The 17,608-nt window shown below is 46.8% G+C and carries 14 protein-coding genes and 1 pseudogene; 6 read left to right on the top strand and 9 right to left on the bottom strand.

The features are described 5' to 3' along the window. Positions 1-29: 29 nt before the first annotated feature. Positions 30-389, bottom strand: coding sequence for a 50S ribosomal protein L20 (gene rplT, locus A3GA_RS0103510; RefSeq protein WP_018026006.1), 360 nt, complete (start codon positions 387-389; stop codon positions 30-32). 13 nt (positions 390-402) lie between these two features. Further along, positions 403-600, bottom strand: coding sequence for a 50S ribosomal protein L35 (gene rpmI / locus A3GA_RS0103505; RefSeq protein WP_018026005.1), 198 nt, complete (start codon positions 598-600; stop codon positions 403-405). A 445-nt stretch (positions 601-1,045) separates the two neighbouring features. Between rpmI and A3GA_RS0103500 the strand changes: the two genes are divergently transcribed. Beyond that, on the top strand, positions 1,046-2,047 hold the full coding sequence (locus A3GA_RS0103500; RefSeq protein WP_102705933.1) for a Bug family tripartite tricarboxylate transporter substrate binding protein: 1,002 nt from the start codon (positions 1,046-1,048) through the stop codon (positions 2,045-2,047). Positions 2,048-2,128: 81 nt separating this feature from the next. Here the strand turns inward: A3GA_RS0103500 and A3GA_RS0103495 are convergent, their stop codons facing one another. From A3GA_RS0103495 to parE, 6 genes and pseudogenes are all read right to left on the bottom strand, one after another. Further along, positions 2,129-3,319: a CaiB/BaiF CoA transferase family protein gene (locus tag A3GA_RS0103495; RefSeq protein ID WP_026156781.1), complete on the bottom strand. Its 1,191-nt coding sequence runs from the start codon at positions 3,317-3,319 to the stop codon at positions 2,129-2,131. Positions 3,320-3,371: 52 nt separating this feature from the next. Continuing rightward, positions 3,372-4,976, bottom strand: a complete 1,605-nt coding sequence (locus A3GA_RS0103490; protein ID WP_018026002.1) for a YifB family Mg chelatase-like AAA ATPase — start codon at positions 4,974-4,976, stop codon at positions 3,372-3,374. A 253-nt stretch (positions 4,977-5,229) separates the two neighbouring features. Further along, positions 5,230-6,776, bottom strand: a pseudogene (locus tag A3GA_RS11255) (IS3 family transposase). Between the two features lie 68 nt (positions 6,777-6,844). Continuing rightward, the gene (locus A3GA_RS0103475; RefSeq protein WP_018025998.1) at positions 6,845-7,879 is read right to left on the bottom strand and encodes a CDP-6-deoxy-delta-3,4-glucoseen reductase; all 1,035 of its coding nucleotides are present in this window, start codon (positions 7,877-7,879) and stop codon (positions 6,845-6,847) included. Between the two features lie 33 nt (positions 7,880-7,912). Continuing rightward, entirely contained in the window at positions 7,913-10,234 is a 2,322-nt protein-coding gene (parC, locus tag A3GA_RS0103470) for a DNA topoisomerase IV subunit A (protein ID WP_018025997.1), read from the bottom strand. Between the two features lie 18 nt (positions 10,235-10,252). Then, positions 10,253-12,223 carry a DNA topoisomerase IV subunit B gene (parE, locus tag A3GA_RS0103465; RefSeq protein ID WP_018025996.1) on the bottom strand — a complete coding sequence of 657 codons (1,971 nt, stop codon included), beginning with the start codon at positions 12,221-12,223 and terminating at the stop codon, positions 10,253-10,255. 353 nt (positions 12,224-12,576) lie between these two features. Here parE and trxA point away from each other — a divergent pair, with 353 nt between their 5' ends. The 3 genes from trxA to A3GA_RS0103450 all read left to right on the top strand — a co-directional run bounded on the left by trxA (position 12,577) and on the right by A3GA_RS0103450 (position 14,678). Beyond that, positions 12,577-12,900 (top strand): thioredoxin, encoded by a 324-nt coding sequence (gene trxA / locus A3GA_RS0103460; protein WP_018025995.1) that lies wholly within the window; start codon positions 12,577-12,579, stop codon positions 12,898-12,900. An 85-nt stretch (positions 12,901-12,985) separates the two neighbouring features. After that, complete coding sequence (gene rho / locus A3GA_RS0103455) at positions 12,986-14,242, top strand: transcription termination factor Rho (protein WP_018025994.1); 1,257 nt, start codon at positions 12,986-12,988, stop codon at positions 14,240-14,242. Positions 14,243-14,300: 58 nt separating this feature from the next. Continuing rightward, positions 14,301-14,678 (top strand): DUF4870 family protein, encoded by a 378-nt coding sequence (locus tag A3GA_RS0103450; RefSeq protein WP_018025993.1) that lies wholly within the window; start codon positions 14,301-14,303, stop codon positions 14,676-14,678. 123 nt (positions 14,679-14,801) lie between these two features. Here the strand turns inward: A3GA_RS0103450 and A3GA_RS0103445 are convergent, their stop codons facing one another. Beyond that, complete coding sequence (locus tag A3GA_RS0103445) at positions 14,802-15,020, bottom strand: DUF1653 domain-containing protein (RefSeq protein WP_018025992.1); 219 nt, start codon at positions 15,018-15,020, stop codon at positions 14,802-14,804. A 106-nt stretch (positions 15,021-15,126) separates the two neighbouring features. Here A3GA_RS0103445 and A3GA_RS11245 point away from each other — a divergent pair, with 106 nt between their 5' ends. Continuing rightward, positions 15,127-16,128: a tRNA dihydrouridine synthase gene (locus tag A3GA_RS11245; protein WP_018025991.1), complete on the top strand. Its 1,002-nt coding sequence runs from the start codon at positions 15,127-15,129 to the stop codon at positions 16,126-16,128. Positions 16,129-16,172: 44 nt separating this feature from the next. Next, the gene (locus A3GA_RS0103435) at positions 16,173-17,483 is read left to right on the top strand and encodes an arsenic transporter (RefSeq protein WP_018025990.1); all 1,311 of its coding nucleotides are present in this window, start codon (positions 16,173-16,175) and stop codon (positions 17,481-17,483) included. Positions 17,484-17,608: the final 125 nt, after the last annotated feature.

Genomic DNA, 17,608 nt, shown 5'->3' with positions numbered 1-17,608 from the left:
CACTGTATCTACGTGCTTAACAGTCTAACTTAAGCGGCAAGGGCTGCTTTAGCCTGTTCAACCACTACTTTAAAGCCAGCTTTGTCATTTACCGCCATATCGGCTAATACCTTACGGTCTAAGTCGATGGAGGCTTTACGTAAACCAGCGATAAAGGCGCTATAGGTCACACCGTGCTCACGAACCGCTGCGTTAATACGAGCAATCCAAAGTGAACGGAAAGTGCGTTTTTTGTTGCGACGGTCACGATAAGCGTATTGACCCGCTTTCATTACCGCTTGCTTAGCAACACGGAAAACATTACCGCGACGACCGCGGAAACCTTTAGCTTCAGCTAATACTTTTTTATGACGAGCACGGGCAGTCACACCACCTTTTACACGAGGCATCTTCTTCTCCTAATTATGCGTAAGGCATCATGGCTTTGATTGAAGGTACATCAGACTGATGAACCTCAGTAGTGCCACGTAATTGACGTTTATTTTTTGTGGTTTTCTTAGTTAAGATATGGCTTTTAAAGGCAAAACCACGCTTAACGGTACCACCCGGACGTACGCGAAAGCGCTTAGAAGCACTTTTTTTGGTTTTAATTTTAGGCATAATAACACTCTAAATTGATTGCTAAAACTAGGTGGCTACAATGAGGTGCAGCACTTTTTTGACCTAATAATAACGAGTTATAAGCTCCATAAAATAAGGGCTCACATAAAGTATCACTACCTTATGACTAGGCTAGGAATAACTGAAATCTCTTAAGACTATGCAGTTAGGACTGGCGCAAACGAGCCCAAACTCGATGAAGCGTGTTGTGAATACCAAAAATCCGCAAAGAAATTGCGATAAATAGATAATTCAACAAGCCTAATATCATATCATCAAGCAACTGAGCTGTCTAGCAAACTTGCCATATCTTATAAGCATTAATCAGGCAATGGCTTAATTTCGCCTATCTTCGTTGAATTTGCATAAATATTGTGGTTTTTATGCCTTGAGACCTTAGCAATTGAAATTTATCATGATGCTTTTGACTGTCCGGTGATAATACATGATCAAACAGCTTTTACGCACATCTTGTGTTTGCCTCTTAAGCCTGATGCTAGGTGGCGCTTATGCGAGTGAGCATAGTGCAAGCATCAAGCAAAGCATTGCAACTGATACTAACTGGCCTCATCAAAAACCAATTACCGTGATTGTACCCTATACACCTGGCGGTGCAACCGATACGGTCACTCGTATAGTGATGAATGAGCTCTCCAAACGACTTGGTCAACGCATTATCATTGATAATCGTCCGGGCGCCAACGCCACCATCGGTACAGCGCAATTAGCTCGCTCGCCGGCAGATGGCTATCATTTTGCCACGGTGATTGCTGCGCATGCGGTCAACCCTCATTTGTATCAACTCCCCTACAATGAGGAGTCCTTTGCGCCAGTAACGCAACTGGCCGAGCTGCCTATGTTTTTATTTGTTTCTAAGGCGCTGCCAGTCGATAATGTGGCTGAGCTTGTTGATTATGGCAAAAAGCATCATTTAAACTTTGCCTCAAGTGGCACCGGCTCCAGTGCCCATATGATTGCCTTGCATTTTGCCAATATTAATCAACTCGAGATGACACATATTCCCTATCGTGGCAGCGCACCGATTATTAGCGATTTATTAGCCGGTAGAGTCGATATGGTATTTGACCCGATTTTAGTGCCAATGCCTTATGTAAAAGCGGGTCGGCTAAAGGTGCTAGCGCTGTCGGCTAAGAGCAAATGGCCTGATGAGCCTAGCATCCCCTTGATGACAGAGCTTGGTTATCAACACTTTGATCTTTCCTCATGGGTCGCTCTGATCAGTCCTAAGCACACCCCTGATGCCATTATCGAAAGAATGACGGAGGAAATTGCTGCTATTCTAAAAGACGATCAAGTGCAGCAAAAATTCACGCAAGCCGGCTTTATCCCCAAAGCCAGTAGCGCTGCGGCAATGGCTCAGCTGATCGCAAAGGATAGTCAACGCTATAAACAAATTATTGATAAAAACCGGATCCAATTGGAGTAGCTTAGGGTCTAGCTGTAACGCCAGACACTGTGCCTAGCAAGCTGTATTAGGCAACCATCGTATTGAAGCACAACACCCTTGCTAGATCACACCCTGCTCTCGAAGCTGATGAAGTGTTGCTTGATCAAAACCCAAGCTAAGCAAAACCTCATTCGTGTCCTGCCCTAATGTAGGCGCCTTACGCTCGACGCCGCCGGGAGTTTTACTCAGTTTGGGTAGGATACCCGGTAAGGTCACCGCTGTACCATCCTCTAACTCTCCTTGAATGAGCATCTCACGCGCTTGATAATGCGGATCCTTAAAAATATCTGCCACATCATATACTCTACCCGCCGGCACTCTGTGCTCATGCAATGCCTGCAAGACCTCATCCAAACTATGCTGAGCCGCCCATTGAGCGATAACGCCATCAATGTATTCCGCTTCAGCAACACGACCGTCATTATGCGCAAAAGCCGGATCCTCTGCCATGTCCGGTCGTCCTATCAACAACATCAAACGCTTAAAAATACTATCACCATTGCCGGCGATTAAGGCGTATTTGCCATCGGCACATAAATAGGCATTGCTTGGTGTAATGCCTGGCAAACTACTACCAGCAGGCTGTCGTACCTCACCAAAATGTGCGTATTCGGCGACCAGACTCTCCATCATATTGAACACAGATTCATATAAGGCCACATCAACCACCTGACCACCGCCCTGTTGTACCTCACGATGACGTAAGGCCATCAAGGCACCAATCACCGCATGCAAGGCAGCTAAAGAATCGCCAATCGAAATACCCACACGTACCGGCGGTCTACCCGGCTCCCCACTTAGATGCCTAAACCCCGCCATCGCTTCGCCTACCACACCGAAGCCGGGTCTATCCCGATAAGGCCCTGTCTGTCCATAACCGGAAATCCGAACCATAATTAGGGCTGGATTAATACTTTTTAGCGTGTCTTCATCCAAGCCCCAACTTTCTAGGGCACCGGGGCGGAAGTTCTCCACGAGAATATCAACCTCTTTAACTAGTCGTCGAATAATTGCCTGCCCCTCTGGGGAGCGTAAATTCACCGTGACGGATTTCTTATTACGCGATTGAGAGGCCCACCAAACGGAGGTACCCTCATGTAATAAACGCCACTTTCTCAGCGGATCACCGCTCAATGGCGGCTCGATTTTGATCACTTCAGCACCAAATTCGGCAAGAATTTTGGTGGTAAAAGGTCCGGCAATTAACTGCCCCAACTCTAACACTTTAATACCGTCTAATGGGCGCATGATGGAGTCCTACACAGTATAAATTAACATTTAAAATGCTATTCTAGCACCTAAATCAATGATGGATAGCCGTGCCTTTTCTCGCTTCATACCAATAGAGCCTCGCCTCTTCCTTTTTTGAAAAAGGCTGTCTGCAAGCAATCGCTAGCGCTACATCCTCCCTTTCAATTAGCTCTGCGCCTCGCATATCAGCGGCGCTACGTGCAAGCTTAAGTACCGACTGCACAATACGGGCCGACCACGCCTTTTGCTGCGCTGTAATTTCTAAATAGCTCTGATCCTTAGGCCGTAAGCGACAAAACTCAGTCAGCTGCAGTGTATTTAAATCCACATTAAGTACGCCTTGACGTTGTAATTGATGTGCTCTACACAAACTGACTCGTTCCCGCACCAGCACTGAAGTCTCGGCCGGCTCAGCTTCTAAGTAACTGCCACTGAGCAGCGGTAATTTATAGTGAATATCAATGCGCTCCAATAAAGGGCCAGAAACACGCGCTTGATACTGATTAATCGCACGATGCGTACAAGTACAATCAATCTCCGGGTGGTCTAAATAACCGCAAGCACAAGGATTAGTCGCTGCAACGAATTGAAACTTCGCCGGATAACGCTGCTGATAATGTGCTCGTGCAACACTGATCTCACCCGATTCCAGCGGCACTCGCAAGGCCTCTAAAGTACTACGCTTAAACTCGGCCAACTCATCTAAAAATAACACCCCGTGATGCGCTAAACTCAACTCGCCTGGATAGGCATGCACACCACCCCCTAACAGGGCTGGATCGGAAATGGAGTGATGCGGTGCCCTAAATGATGGTCTATAGCCCCTATCCACAATGCCATTCGCTGACACACTTTGAATGGCGATACGCTCTAGCCGCTGTAGATTAGTTAAATCTGGCAAAATCGTTGGTAAGCGCTGTGCCAACATCGTCTTACCCACACCAGAAGGTCCACTAAATAAAAGACTATGCCCACCACTTGCTGCTAGTTCCAACAAATAACACGCCTGCGCTTGACCGCGCACATCAGATAAACATAGCCCTGGTTCTAGCATCATAGCAGCAGCATCACTCGCAACGCCCACCACCGCATCAAGTCTATCGGCAGTGTATGGTGTCAGCTCTCGCTTCCCTGCCAAGTACGCCACCACCTCGCCCAGACTATCTGCACCTATCACGCTTAAGCCCTCGACCAAGGACGCCATCGCCGCATCGCTTTTAGGCATAATCAAGACCGCTTCAGGATCACTTTTATAGATGGACAAAGCCAAAATTAATGGTGATTGGATAGCAGTCAAAGCGCCCGTTAATGACAATTCACCGACAAAGTATAAATGTGGCAGACGCTGATGCTGCTCACGCGAAAGGCGTAATTGTCCAGTAGCCATTAAAACCCCCAACGCAATCGCTAAATCAAAGCGGCCAGAGTCTTTAGGTAAATCGGCGGGTGATAAATTAACTGTAATACGACCGAGCGGAAACTCAAAACCAGAGCTAAGAATGGCGGTACGCACGCGATCTCGACTTTCTTTAACCCCAGTACTCACCTGACCGACGACTAAAAAACTAGGTAGGCCGGGGCCTATATGAACCTCTGTACGCACCAAGGTGGAAGTCATCCCAATGGGTGCGCAACTATTCAAAACAGCAAGCGCCACATCATCTCCTTCAAAAGCAGTTACTAACAGTGTGCAAGAAGATGGGAGCGCTGCGTTGCCTTAGGACATTTTTGTCCTAATAAAGAATGATTAATACTGATTTTAGGAAGTGCTTGTTCCACTGGGCTAGCGGTACTCACAAGACAATCAAAAAGGGGCGGATTAGTCTCACGCCCCTATCACTTGTTAAACAGTACAGCAGTCTCTTTTAGCCTCGGTATTTGTCAAGATAGTTGTCACTCATACATAAATTTTAAGCTGCTTTTTTTACTTTAATATCATTCTCCGGATTTAACGTGACGACACCTAAAGGGGTGCAGTTTCTTACTGCACGTGAACCCCAGCGCATTGGATTATCTCTTTTGGCATTCGCTAGCACTTTGTGCCGCTTTGCTAGTATTTCACGGTCTTTGCCCTCATGGCGTTGCTGTGGTGTCACGTAATTAAGCTGACTGTGACGATGCACAGTGTTGTACCATTGCACAAAGCGTAAGACCCACGCTCTGGTGTCATCTAAGGAAGCAAAGCCTGATGATGGCCATTGAGGACAGTATTTCATGACCCTAAAGAGTGACTCTACGAAGGGATTGTCATTACTGACGCGTGGGCGACTGTAGGAAGCCTTTATGCTCAGTTCCTCTAGCTGAATGCGTAAGGTTTGAGCCTTCATTGGTGCACCATTATCAGAGTGCAACACCAAGGGCTGATGCAGGCAGCCCTCGCTCAAGACACAACGCTGTAAGAGTGCTGCCGCAAGCGCTGAGTCTTCTGTTTCATGCACCTCATAGCCCACGATTTTACGGCGATAGATGTCTTCAACGAGGTAAAGATAATAAAATTGACCCCGTACACGTGACGGGCAGTATGTGATATCCCAACACCACACTTGACGTGGACCGGTCGCATGATGCGTTGTCGGTTGATGGCTCGGTTTAGGCGCACGGCTGCGACCTCGGTGATGCAGCTGGTTTGCTTACCGAAGCGTGCGGTAAAAGGTTGCTTCAGAAGCGATATAAGCACCTTTGTCAAGTAGATCAGCCACGATTTGACAGGGTGGCAAGTTGGCGTATTCTGCACGATTGCAGACCGTCAGAATCAGCTCTCGTTCCTCCTGACTCAAACTGTTTGCTGGCTTAGGCCGAACGGCTGTCGGGCGTTTATCGGCTTGAACAACGCCATCCTTTACCCAACGACGATAACTACGCAGCGCAAGACCGGCTTCCTCGCACGCCCTGGCTAGACGTGCTCCTTGGCGGTGAGCGGCTTGAATCAAGCTGACCACATGTTGGCGCTCTGAGAGTGAGGTCATTCGTCCTCGTTTTCCTCCCAAAGCGCATTGAGCTTTTTTCGCAACATCAACAATGCTGCTGCCTCCGCTAACGCCTTCTCCTTACGTCTAATCTCACGTTGCAATGTCTTGTTTTCTTGACGTGTGGCTTGAAGCTCTTTACGAAGCGCTTGAGCTTGCGCTTTGCTTTGGTCAAACGACTGTAGACACTCCGACTTCCATCGCTTAAGTTGCTCAGGGTAAAGACCTTTTTCTCGGCAATAAGCACTCAACTCAATCTCCGAAAGCGAGGCGGTTTCTATCACAGTCGCCAGTTTGGTCTCAGCAGACCAGTTATCCGAATTGCGTTTTTTTGACATGGCATTACCTACTAAATTGACTTGTTTCAGCCAATTTTAAAGGGTTGAGGTAGGAATGCTTTCTTGCCTAGCTAGTTCGCTAAGACTCAATGTGTTGTCACTATGAAATTTATTAATCACTGCGTTCTTACGCTCTAGTGAATAACGACTCATAAATAGTATCCTTACCGCTCTCTTGATTTAAATTTAGAGGGTGACAACTATCCTGACATAGAGAGGCCTTAAGCCCCGTCTTTAGCCGAAGTAAAGGCATCGGCAAAGAACTCCGTTTCAGGTAGTCCCTTTTCATTGATGAAGCTTTTACGTGCGCTTTCAACCACAATCGGCGCCCCACAGGCATACACCTGATAGCCAGATAAATCCTCAACATCATCTAAGACGGCTTGATGTACAAAACCAGTACGACCCTGCCACTGATCCTCTGGCAAGGCATCCGATACCACCGGAATATAATTAAAAAACGGCAAATCCGCAGCCCATTGCTCGACCAAAGCATTCATATACAAGTCCTTAGGTCGACGACCACCCCAATAAAAGGTAATAGGTCGTTGGATGTCTTTGGCGATAATATCCTCCATGAGCGCCTTGATTGGAGAAAAACCGGTACCACTAGCCACAAAAATCATTGGCTTATCCGAGTTCTCACGCAAAAAGAAGGTGCCCAAAGGTCCCTCAATCCGCAGAATCTCACGCTCTTTAATCGGTCGCTCGCCCACCCCAAACAGACGATCCGTAAACATACCACCTGGCATATGACGTATATGCAGCTCCAGCACTTTACCCTCTTCGGGTGCCACCGCAATCGAATAGGAACGGCGCACATTATCTTTAAAGATAAAATCTAAATACTGACCGGCATAATAACGAAAAGGCTCAGTTGAAGGCATTTGCAACTGTACCAACATCACATCATCATTGAGCCTGTCCATTTTAAGCACACGCGCGGGCATTTTACGAGTAATGATATCGGTTTCTAAGCGCACCTCTAGACTTTCTATCACTAAATCGGATTGTGCCGTCGTCTGACAAAACAGAGTATAGCCCTCAGCCATTTCATCAGGCGACATCATCTGCTCGGTTCCAATACCCGGGTCATAATCACCTGCCACTACCTTACCCTTACAACTGATACACGAACCGCTACGACAGCTATAAGGTAAAATCACACCCGCATCTAAGGCGGCATCTAAAATAATTTGACCTTCTTTTACCGTAAACTGATGCCCACTCGGCATCACTTCCACTTTATATGACATGACATTCCTTTTGTCTGATTAGGCAAGCTGTACTTATTCGCTTGCTTCATTCGTGCCACCCTCAGGCGCACGACTTAAGCTAATATCCTTAAGCCTCACATCTAAGGCACGACCCTTGCGTGCACGCTTAGCTATATATACTTCCAGCTCATTTAAACTTAAAACGTCTGTACTTGCTTTACGACGATAAGTGCCGCTCACGGCTAAGCCATTTTCACCAAAGGCTACGATCTGACTTAGCTTATCATCATCGTCGAGACCGATTAAGATTGTCCCTAAACCACCGCCTGCTAATTTTTTTACTTCCGACAAAGCAATGATTAAAAAACGACCTTTTTTACTCAATAAGGCGAGATAGCGATCGTCTGGCTTAACGAACAAGGGCTTTAATAGTGGCGTTTCAAGCGTCACAAACTGCTTACCCGCTTTTTGACGACTCACCATATCCTCTATCGTTGTTATAAAACCGACCCCATGCTCTTGCACCAACAATAGCTGTTGCGCCTTATCTGCTGCAATAAAATGGTTAATTTTCGTATTAGACTCACTATCTACCATGGCGGTGATCGGTTGCCCGTCACCACGTGCCGACGGCAAATCCGCTACCTCAACCGTATAAGCTCGGCCCACATTAGAAAGCGCAATCAGCTGATCCACGGTACGTACTTCAAAGGTATCGTAGAGCTTATCACCGGCTTTAAAATTAAATTGCTGCGGATCGTGTCCATGATGTTGACGTGAACGAATCCAGCCCTTTTGCGAAATAACGACCGTCACTGGCTCATCAGCCACCTTAATCTCCAAAACGGCTTTTTCGGCTTCTTGAATGATGGTACGACGTTCATCGCCGTATTTCTTGGCATCCGCTTCAATTTCCTTAATCATCATTTTGCGCATGGCTGCCGGATTTGCTAAGAGATGCTGTAATTCCGCTTGTTCTTTGCGTTTTTCCTCTAATTCCTGCTCAATTTTAAAGCCTTCCAAACGGGCTAATTGACGCAGGCGCATTTCTAAAATATCTTCGGCCTGACGCTCACTCAGATTAAAACGATTCATCAAGGCAGGTCGTGGTTCATCGGACTCACGAATGGTGGCAATAACCTCATCCACATTAAGATAAACCACCATACGACCTTCCAACACATGGATACGATCGCTGACTTTGTCCAAACGATATTGGGTTCGACGCGTTACAGTGGTGGTACGGAATTGCAACCATTCCGTTAAAATTTCCAATAAATTGCGTTGACGTGGCCGCCCATCAATCCCAATACAGACTAGGTTAATGCTAGCATTACCCTCCATACTGGTTTTAGCTAATAGCTGATTAACAAAGTCCTCACGACTGACCTTGGACGTTTTAGGCTCAAACACAAGACGTACCGCTGCGTCCTTACCCGATTCATCACGCACCGAATCTAATAACGACAACATAGCAGAGCGAGCCTGTTGCTGCTCCGAGGTCAGTGCCTTACGACCCGTGCGCACGCGCGGATTAGAGATCTCCTCAATCTCTTCAAGAATTTTTTGAGCGCTGGTATTAGGCGGCAGCTCTGTAACCACTAACTGCCATTGACCACGAGCCAACTCCTCAAACTCCCAACGGGCACGTACTTTAATCGAACCACGACCACTTTTATAGATCTCGGCAATTTCCTCAGCAGCGGTAATAATTTGCGCACCATTTGCAAAATCAGGCCCGGGCACAAAGCTCAGTAACTCCTCAATTACCATGTTGGGCTTTTTCAATAAGGCCACACAAGCAGCTGCGATTTCACGTAAATTATGCGAAGGAATCTCCGTCGCCATCCCCACCGCAATACCAGAGGCACCATTTAAGAGCATCATCGGTAAGCGTGCTGGCAACAGTACGGGCTCCTTTTCGCTGCCATCATAGTTAGGAATAAAATCGACCGTGCCCTCGCCTAACTCCTCTAACAGCAGCTCAGCCATTGGCGTGAGCCGTGCCTCGGTATAACGCATAGCGGCCGCACCATCACCGTCACGGGAACCAAAATTACCCTGTCCATCAACCAGTGGATAACGCAGGGTAAAACTTTGTGCCATCCGTACCATGGCATCATAAGCTGCCTGATCACCGTGCGGGTGATACTTACCCAGTACATCACCAACCACACGGGCAGATTTGACCGGCTTGGCATGATTCTTAAGCCCCATCGCATTCATGGCATACAGAATACGTCTCTGTACCGGCTTTTGACCATCACTCACATCTGGTAAAGCACGCCCTTTGACCACTGAAACCGCATAGTCTAAATAAGCTTTTTCAGCATATAAACCAAGCGTCACGCCCTCTTCTTCGGGCACATCAAATAAATTGTTTTGCTCTGTCATTGAATACTTTAATTCAGTTTAAATATCAAGGTCGGCAAGATTGCCCTTTTCCTCTAACCAAGCGCGACGCTGCTGCGCCTCACCGCGAGACATCAACATATCAAACATTTTCATGGTGTCTTCAGGGCTAAATTCGCCATAATTTACTGGCAGTAAACGGCGTGTATCTGGATTCATCGTGGTTTCCCAAAGCTGCTCCGGACTCATTTCACCCAGACCTTTAAAGCGACTGATGCTAAGACTTGCCTCTTTATAACCCTCAAGATTGATTAATTTATCCACCGTTGAGTCTAATTCACGTTCATCTAAACAATAAATTTTACGCGCTGGACGCTTTGCTTGTGCCGGTGCATCAACACGGAATAAAGGCGGCTGCGCCACGTAAACAAAGCCATTTTCCACCAGTTTAGGAAAATGACGATAGAATAAGGTCAACAACAGCACTTGAATATGAGAACCGTCCACATCCGCATCCGACAAAATGCAAATACGACGATAACGTAAACCCGATAAATCAACCGATTCCTTGGGGCCATGCGGATCGACACCAATCGCCACCGAAATATCATGAATCTCTTTATTCGCAAATAAGCGATCTCGATCCACTTCCCACGCATTTAGTACCTTACCACGCAATGGCAAAATCGCCTGAAACTCTTTATCGCGACCCATTTTAGCAGAACCACCAGCGGAATCCCCTTCCACTAAAAACACCTCCGTGCGAGTTGGATCATCGGACTCACAATCGGTTAATTTACCGGGTAGCACCGCAACGCCAGAGCTCTTACGCTTTTCCACCTTTTTGGCTGAACGAGCACGTGCCTGCGCCTGACGAATCACCATTTCTGCCAGTGAACGCCCCCAGTCGACGTTGCTATTCAACCATAATTCAAAGGCACTTTTGACGTAATTACTAACTAAACGCACGGCGTCACGACTATTTAGACGCTCCTTGGTTTGGCCCTGAAACTGCGGATCCAGCATGCGCACCGATAACACAAAACTCGCTCGCGCAAATAAATCCTCTGCTAATAAACGCACACCCTTGGGTAATAAATTGTGTAGCTCAATAAAGGTCTTCAGTGCATTAAATAAGCCCTCACGCAGACCCGCCTCATGGGTACCACCGCTTAGGGTAGGAATAAGATTAACATAAGACTCGCGCGCTACAGCACCCTCAATGGTCCAAGCCACAAGCCACTCACAACCCTCGCCCTCGGCAAAACTTTCATCATCCGCAGCGGCAAACTGCTTACCCTCAAACATCGGGATCAATAACTCATCCCCAGCCAATTCCTCTTCAAGATAACCACGTAAACCGTCGCTATAGCACCAATTAAGGCTTTGACCATTTTTCTCATTGACCAGGGTAATCGAAACGCCCGGTAATAACACCGCCTTACTACGTAATAAACGTTGCAAATCGGCCACTGGAATCGTCGGGCTATCAAAATACTTAGCATCAGGCCACACACGCACGAAGGTGCCCGATTTACGCGCGGGTGCTTTGCCAATCACTTTTAAAGGCTCAGCCACATGACCGCCGTCGGCAAAAACCAATTGGTGCTGCTCACCGCCACGGGTGACCACCACCTCCAAACGTTTGGACAGCGCATTCGTCACTGATACGCCCACGCCATGCAAGCCACCTGAGAAAGCATAGGCTGAATTACTATCCTTATTGAATTTACCGCCCGCATGGAGCCGAGTAAACACAATTTCCACCACCGGTGCATTTTCTTCTTTGTGCCAGCCCACGGGAATGCCGCGACCATCATCCTCGACGCTCACACTCTGATCCTGATGCAAGGTGACGGTAATATGCTGGCAAACGCCTGCCAAGGCCTCATCCGCCGCATTATCGATAACCTCTTGGATAATATGCAACGGTGATTCTGTACGGGTGTACATGCCCGGGCGCTCGCGCACTGGTTCCAAGCCTTTAAGTATCTGAATCGAGCTTTCTTCGTAGCTTTGTTGTTGGGACATACCGCTTAACTGATGAATTGATTGAAAGTGTAAAAATAAGACATTTTATAGTCTATATGAGAAATTTGTGGGGCATCTGCACCCATTCAGCAACATTGTGCAGATTTTAATGTTATTCTAACCACATTAAATAATAAATGCTTTTCTCACCTCGCGTGAGTCTTCAGATTGTAATAAGCATTATTCTATGGTCTCAATCATTTCGCAGACCAAATTAGATTCCCATTTGTAGACACTCCCTTGTCTTCTTTAGGTGGACAGGATTTGCTATATATAGCATGACGGCTTCGTCGCTAGTGCCTCAGCTGCATAACGTGACGTGTGCTGTCAACATAGATTAAAGAGTATAAATTATGAGCAATATCATTCATGCCACAGACGCAAGCTTTGATGCTGATGTCTTAGAATCCGTAGTACCTGTATTAGTTGATTTCTGGGCTCCTTGGTGCGGTCCTTGCCGACAAATTGCGCCGGTATTAGATGAGCTAGCGCAGGATTATGCCGAGCAAGTGCGCATCGTCAAGGTTGACGTACAGGAGCACCCGCAGGTCGCCGCCCGTTTCGGCATCCGTAGTATTCCTACCTTAAAAACCTTTAAAGCCGGTCAGGAGCTGGCAACACAGGTTGGTGCTGCCAATAAGCAACAACTTGCCAGTTTGATTGAGCAGGCCCTCTAATCCTTTATTTTTTGACCTTATTACACTGCGCGCAGCCGAATTCACTCGGCTGCCAATTGAATTAACTCATTAACATATCAAAACAATGCATTTAAACGAACTAAAGTCTTTACACGTCACCGAGTTACTGGAACTGGCTCAACAATTAGATATTGATAATGCTAACCGTTTTCGCAAGCAAGAACTCATGTTTGCAATTATGAAAAAGCGCGCTAAAGCTGGTGAGCAAATCTTCGGAGATGGCGTGTTAGAGATTTTGCCAGACGGTTTCGGCTTTTTACGCTCTCCAGAGACTTCCTACCTAGCCAATACAGACGATATTTATATTTCACCCTCACAAATTCGCCGTTTTAATCTTCACACCGGTGACTCCGTTGAGGGTGAGGTGCGCGTGCCCAAGGACAATGAGCGTTACTTTGCCCTGGTCAAGGTAGAAAAGGTAAACGGTGTTGCACCGGAGCGTGTTAAGCATCGCATGATGTTTGAAAACTTGACGCCCCTGCATCCTGATGAGCCACTGATTTTAGAGCGTGATATTCGCAGTGAAGAAAACAACACGGGCCGTATTTTGGATATTTTTGCGCCACTCGGCAAGGGCCAGCGAGCGCTCATTGTAGCCCCACCAAAATCTGGTAAAACCGTGATGATGCAGCATATTGCACATTCGATTACCACCAACTACCCTGATGCTACCTTAATCGTCTTGTTAGTGGATGAGCGTCCAGAGGAAGTCACTGAAATGCAAAGAACGGTGCGCGGTGAAGTGGTGGCTTCCACCTTTGATGAGCCTGCCACACGTCACGTACAAGTAGCAGAAATGGTGATTGAAAAGGCTAAGCGTCTAGTCGAACTAAAAAAGGATGTGATTATTCTTTTAGACTCCATTACACGCTTAGCACGTGCTTATAACACGGTGATTCCTGCCTCCGGCAAGGTACTTACCGGCGGTATGGATGCAAATGCCCTACACCGTCCTAAACGCTTTTTCGGTGCCGCGCGTAATGTCGAAGAAGGTGGCTCTTTAACCATTATCGGCACCGCCCTGATTGAAACCGGTAGTCGCATGGATGACGTGATTTATGAGGAGTTTAAGGGTACCGGTAACTGCGAGGTACATCTAGAACGCCGCTTAGCGGAGCGACGTCTTTACCCGGCCATTAATTTAAACAAATCCGGCACCCGTCGCGAAGAGCTATTAATGAAGCCAGAAGACTTACAAAAAGTATGGATTCTGCGTAAATTCATCCACGATATGGATGAGGTTGAGGCCATGGAGTTTATTTTAGGCAAAATCAAAGAAACCAAAAATAATGCCGAATTCTTTGACATGATGAAAAAATAAACAGACTTGTTGCGCAAATGTGGATAAGAGCATTTGCGCTTTTTACTGAAAATCAACAATGCAAGACTTTACACACGAATTAACTAATTACAAGCAAGTCACTGAAAAGCAAAAAAACTATTTGCTGATCACTTATATTATCTTTGCCGTCGGCATTTTAACTGGCGGTCTTGTCACCTTAGCTGGTGTGGTGATGGCTTACCTCAAGCGTGATGAATATCAGAACACACGCTATGAAAGTCACATCACCTACTTAATCCGTACCTTTTGGATCTTTATTTTATATAGCTTTATCAGTTTTATCTTAAGCTTCATTTTTATCGGTATCCTGCTTGCCTTCTTAACCGCCGTATGGTACGTGATTCGTATCGTGAAAGGCATGGTGTTGTTTGTGGATAATAAAGTCATTAATCAGCCAAACACCTGGTTGTTTTAAAGTCAAACCATTGTTTCGGGCTGCAGGTCTTGTCACTCCCTGCTACTCAGTAATTAACTGTTAAGGGATAGAGGGGCTCCGCGTTTTGCCTTGTGAGCACTTAAGTTCCACAACTAGCAATGCTTAGAGCGCTTTAATTAATGCAAAACGAGGTACCCTGCGCCCCTCGGTATCACGTACTTCCTCAGTAAACATCGCCAATGGTCGCACCCAATAGGAATAGTCACCATATAAGCATTGGTAATAGACTAAGTCCTCTTCTGTTTCACTGTGCTTTACTACGCGAAAAACCTGATACAACTGCCCCTTATAATGACGATAAATACCGGCTTGTAGTGGCATAATCCTTACTCCTACTATTTGTGTCGCTTTGTTTTGAAAAACAATGATTGGCTATTAACTTAGCTATACTAACAGCTTCAAACATAAGGGTTTTGATTTTTCCTCAATGGTGAAACTTGTTCTTGCCCCGATGGAGGGCTTAACCGATCCATTAATGCGTGATTTACTCAGTGCGACAGGCGCTTTTGACTGGTGCGTGACAGAGTTTATACGCATCACCGACAGCTTATTACCTAAAAGCACGTTTTATCTGTCTTGCCCGGAATTGGCAAATGGCGGCAAAACAGCGGCTGGCACCCCCGTACACGTACAGCTCTTGGGCAATAATCCAGATATGCTAGCTGCCAATGCCTATCGAGCGGTCGAATTAGGTGCGCCCGCCATTGATATGAATTTTGGCTGCCCCGCCAAAACCGTTAATCGACATCGTGGCGGCTCAGTGCTCTTAGATGAGCCTGAAACCATTTATCAACTGGTAAAAGCCGTGCGTGAGGCCGTTCCAGCTGAGGTGCCAGTCTCCGCCAAAATGCGTCTGGGTTATATGGATCGTAATTTTACCTTGGACAATGCCCATGCCATTGAGGATGCTGGCGCTGCCTGGCTTACCGTGCATGCAAGAACTAAGGCTGAAGGCTACAAACCCCCTGCTTTTTGGGACCAGGTACGTCCTATCCGTGAGGCACTTAAAATTAATGTAATTGCCAATGGTGAAATTTGGAATAATGCCGATGCCAAGCAATGTCAATCCGAATCGAGTTGCAAGGATTTAATGATTGGTCGTGCTGCCGTCACCACGCCCGACATCACACATTGCATACGTCAAGATTCGGACAGTCACCTATTTAGCTGGTTTGATTTGGTGCAGATGCAGCTACGCTTTCTAGATGGCCGAGCGCTACTCTATGGTCCGAAGACCACCGAATCACGCCTACTCGGACGCTATAAACAATGGCTCGCCATGATGTCAACCCATTATCCTGAAGCTAAAGCCCTGTGGCAACACATTAAAGTCATTCGCTTATTGGCTGAGGCCAAGTCACGATTACAACAGGAAGTGACTAAGGCGAGCAGGCAGCCGGGACAGGAAGCCAGCCTTAAGCTGAATTAATTAAGGCTACGCACTTATTTTATCTACTACCCACCGCTTTTGTTATGCTTGCGCTACTGATTTTTATCCTCACCCTGAGTCTTGTTATCTGGCAACCTAAAGGCTTGAGCATCGGCTGGAGTGCCGGCGGGGGTGCGATACTTGCACTTATGCTAGGCGTGGTTGAATGGTCTGATGTGGCTGTGGTGTGGCAAATTGTGTGGGATGCAACCCTAACCTTCGTCGCACTGATAATTATTTCCCTTATCTTAGACGCAGCTGGCTTTTTTGCCTGGGCTGCCTTATATATAGCACGTTGGGGTAATGGTCGTGGACATCAACTATTTCCATTGATAATTTTGCTTGGTGCGGTGGTGACTGCATTTTTCGCTAATGACGGTGCGGTGCTACTACTCACACCCATTGTGATCGCTATTTTGCTGCAAATGAAATTTTCCCCTAAGGCCGCCTTTGCTTTTATTATCGCCACGGGTTTTGTGGCGGATAGCACGAGCCTACCACTCGTGATTTCCAATCTAGTCAATATTGTCAGCGCCAATTTCTTCGGTCTCAGCTTTGCTCAATACGCAATAGTCATGGTGCCAGTCAATCTTGCTTCCTTAGCCGCTACCTTAGGCGTGCTGTGGATTGTTTTTAGAAAGGATATCCCCAAACGCTATGATGTGGCAACGCTGGACGTACCCAGTTCAGCAATTCGCGATCCCTTGCTTTTTAAAGCGAGCTTTCCTATTTTGACCTTGCTATTACTTGCCTATTTTATTACCGGCCCCCTTAATGTGCCCATTTCTCTCGTCACAGGTAGCGCCGCCCTATTATTAATTATCATTGCTGGTCGCTGCTGGAACCGTGGCCAGGATGCGGCCATTCCCCTCGGTCAGGTCTTAAAATATGCGCCATGGCAAATCGTGTGGTTCTCACTCGCCATGTATTTAGTGGTGTACGGGCTAAGTAATGCGGGGCTAGGCAACTATGGGGCAATGGCTTTGCAATGGCTCGCAGGCCAAGGTGACTTTATTGCCACCATCGGCACGGGTTTTCTGAGTGCCATCTTTGCCTCAATTGTCAATAACCTCCCCTCTACCCTCGTCGGCGCTTTAGCAATCGAACAGGCAAATATCGCTGCAAGCACCAAGGAGTTAATGATTTATGCCAATATCATCGGCAATGATTTAGGACCTAAATTCACACCGATTGGCAGTTTAGCTACCCTACTGTGGCTACATATATTAGCGCAAAAAGGCTATCGTATCAGCTGGGGCCAATACATGAAAATCGGCCTTATCATCACCCCACCGGTACTACTGAGCACACTCGTGGCATTAGTTTGGTGGTTGGAAGTGGTCGCCATGAATTAAAGTGATGAGGACGTGTTGCTGTATGCCTTAACATCATAAAAAAGACGGTAAAACAAAAACATCACATCCGTTTTTGATTTACCGTCAATTACTTCGATCAAAGCGTGAAGCACTTTGAATCGTTG

The organism is Oligella urethralis DSM 7531 (assembly GCF_000372065.1).
Taxonomy (GTDB): domain Bacteria; phylum Pseudomonadota; class Gammaproteobacteria; order Burkholderiales; family Burkholderiaceae_B; genus Oligella; species Oligella urethralis.
Note: the sequence above shows the minus strand (reverse complement) of the source record. Positions and strands in the feature narration are given on the sequence as shown.